This window comes from Allorhodopirellula solitaria (assembly GCF_007859855.1).
Classification (GTDB): domain Bacteria; phylum Planctomycetota; class Planctomycetia; order Pirellulales; family Pirellulaceae; genus Rhodopirellula; species Rhodopirellula solitaria.
The window spans coordinates 1-2,996 of record NZ_SJPK01000055.1 but is presented as its reverse complement, the minus strand read 5'-3'; the positions used below and the strand labels follow the sequence as shown (position 1 = coordinate 2,996).

The following is a 2,996-nucleotide window of genomic DNA, read 5'->3' as shown; positions in this document are numbered from 1 at the left end:
TTGGACACTGTCCAAGAATCATCGAGGCCAAGAAGATCACGGTAATGTTCGTTGAGACTGTTCATCCCACCAGTTTACAAAAACCAGCTAAAATCGGCTATCTGCCACTAAATTCCGAGAAGAACCAGGTCCGATAAGCAACACACGATGAATCAGTGTCGATTTTAGTAGTGGACGAGGCGACGAGTCCTGCGGCTTTGGACTCGTCGCCTCGTCCACTACGACAGAAATTGATCGTGGGCAACTGAACTGTTTCCCAGGCGATGGCGCGTCATCCGCGCAGCAACGACCGAGGGTGCAGCGAACTCAGACGAACTGCTTGCTTATACCGACGATGAGCTAAGTGGATCGCTGGGAGCATATAGCTAGTTCTGGCCGCGCCGAGACATTACCTCCGCCGGCTGCGCTGAGCCGGCGACGCGGCGGAATACTTGGCCGAACGTGGGCACAATGTGACACCAGCCGTAAGCGTCCAAGTCGATTCGCGGCAGAATCAGCCGCATATTGCTGTGACGCGATTGCGTTTGCCTGCTTGTCAGTGCATGCCTGCACTTCCCCGTGAGCAGTTGTGGTCACCAGGAGGAGAGCAGCCCATATCACATGCATATCTGCCTAACATTCAAGCACACCACAATGCTTCTCAGATGAGAGAATGAGCACAGCTTGTCTCCCTGTCAAATCGCTCGATTTTTTAGATTTTTCTCCCTGCCAACTACTTATCTTTGCCAGCCCCAGACGCCTGGCTGGGTGGAACCATCTGCCTTAAGGCTCATGCAAACTCCTACAGGATTAGGCGAGTGATTCGCTAACGTTTGATCTTGGCCCAAAGCTTGCGATAAACCAATTCTCGTTAACCGCGTCTCTGTCTGTTGAACGAACAACACGACGAGGCGCCTCGCAATTCACTCGCACGCGGACATGGGGTTTAAACAATGTGTCGTTCCATCTTCTTTCGGCCCGCTGAGGACTCCTGGGTCCTGCTCGACGATCTGCTAATCGTTGTCGAGAGAGTACCTGCGGGTGAGGCGCGTTAGAAATACGGCGAGCGTCCGAGCCGGTGAGCGCGATCGAAGTGAGTAATTCATTCTTTCCAAGAACGCCCGCTGGGTTCCGTTGATCCCTGCTCCGCCTGTCCCTCTTTTACATCCAAAGCACGATTTGCACCGAACGAAACAGCGTACCGCATGTTCACGTTACGAAACGCACTTCTTCTCCTTTTCAACTAGTCTCTTTGTTCAGTATTGGTGATTTAATGTCCAGACAAAAACGAAATCGCGGTTTCACATTGGTGGAACTGCTAGTGGTGATTGCGATTATTGGCGTACTTGTAGGCCTGCTACTGCCAGCGGTGCAGGCAGCGCGCGAAGCGGCGCGGCGGATGAGCTGCAGCAACAATTTCAAGCAACTTGGCTTGGCAATGCACAATTACCATTCGGCCTACGATAAATTGCCAACCCAAGGTGGCGGCACTGCAACCGTGTCGAGCGGTCGTGAGTTTGCTCCGGGCAGCAATAGCGTCGAATTATCTGCCCTGGTCGGGTTGACACCGTTCATTGAACAGCAGGCGCTTTGGCAACAAATCTCCAACCCCTATATGGTTCCAGCGGGGGAACCAGGTGCGGGGAACACTTACGCTGCGATGGGACCGTACCCGGGCCGCGTGTTCAGTCGTCTCATCAACGGCGCTGCCGGACCCTATCGTCCCTTCGAGTCAGACATCCCAACTTTTCGTTGCCCCAGTGACCCAGGCGTCGGCCTTCCTGCGATGGGCCGCACGAACTACGGTGTTTCCATGGGAGACTCGATCCACAAGACTAACATCCAGGCCGTGTACAACATGGATGGGTCGAACAAAGGAACAGCTGACTTCCAGGCCACCAACGCCGCCAGCCGGGGATTCTTTAAGTGTCAGCTGGACTCCGCCTTCCGAGATGTTCTCGATGGCTTGTCGAACACAATTGCGATGGGTGAGTTCATCACTGACCTGGGTGACGATGACAAACGCTCGAGACACTTGAAGGGAACGTCCACGGTGAACCTGTTGGCGGTGGGCGGTGCTCTGGCATGCGAGCCTTTTGCGGACCCCACGCGACCCGCGTTTTGGAGCCCAACGGCTCCCTTTGCCAGCAACGCTCATATCGACAACCGGCGTGGTTATCGCTGGGCTTGGGGCCTCCATATTCACTCGGGAATCTACACGATCCTACCTCCTAACCGCGAACTGTGCTTCACCCAAGAGTGGTATCAGTCCGAGGGGATTTGCCCACCGAGCAGCCGACACCAAGGTGGGGCTCACGTCTTGATGGGCGATGGAGCCGTTAAGTTCATCACCGACTCCATCGAATCGGGAAATCTATCTGGTCGAGCCATGGTTTCGACCTCGGGTGCAAACAATGACCCGTTGTCGAGGGCAGGTGCCGCAAGCCCCTACGGACTTTGGGGGGCACTCGGCACGCGTGCATCCAGAGAAGTCGTCGACGGTGAGTTTTAGCTTCTCAATGCGGTGCCCCAGACGACGTGCCCGCTAAGCAGACATGTCAGACTGGAGAATGCTGCGTGAGTTACTGTTGCATATCCATGGGCGGCGAGCAGAAAACTCGCTGCTTTTGGTACCACCCCTTTTCTCGTTTCCTTTAGAGTCTGATTCCGTTATGAAAGTTTGTTTGGGTTCGTTGGTTTTATTGGTTGCTGCAACCATCGTGGGATGTGCGGAGAAGAAAGTAGAATCAACCTACGAACTGTCTGAAGTCGAGCAATTGCTCAAGGAGCATCCGGAACTGGATGATCCACCACCGCCGCAATATCGCGAGAAATGAGGTTCATCCGACGGAAGCGTTGAAGAGAATAGCCGTAGGTCAGCGCAGCGCCTCCTCATAGGCATCAAGTTAAGGATTGATCTATAAAAAAAGCGGAAAACCGTTCATAAAGTGACTTGAATTGCAACCTCGTCACCTCGGAGAACGGAGTTTCCGCATGGACAGAATAACGGCGCTGGC

Annotated in this window: 2 protein-coding genes; both read left to right on the top strand. The window is 54.2% G+C overall.

Going from position 1 to position 2,996, the window contains the following annotated elements:
* Nucleotides 1-1,252: 1,252 nt before the first annotated feature.
* Nucleotides 1,253-2,491 carry a DUF1559 domain-containing protein gene (locus CA85_RS24565; RefSeq protein ID WP_146394379.1) on the top strand — a complete coding sequence of 413 codons (1,239 nt, stop codon included), beginning with the start codon at nucleotides 1,253-1,255 and terminating at the stop codon, nucleotides 2,489-2,491.
* Nucleotides 2,492-2,651: 160 nt separating this feature from the next.
* On the top strand, nucleotides 2,652-2,816 hold the full coding sequence (locus tag CA85_RS25315) for a hypothetical protein (protein ID WP_186775207.1): 165 nt from the start codon (nucleotides 2,652-2,654) through the stop codon (nucleotides 2,814-2,816).
* Nucleotides 2,817-2,996 lie beyond the last annotated feature (180 nt).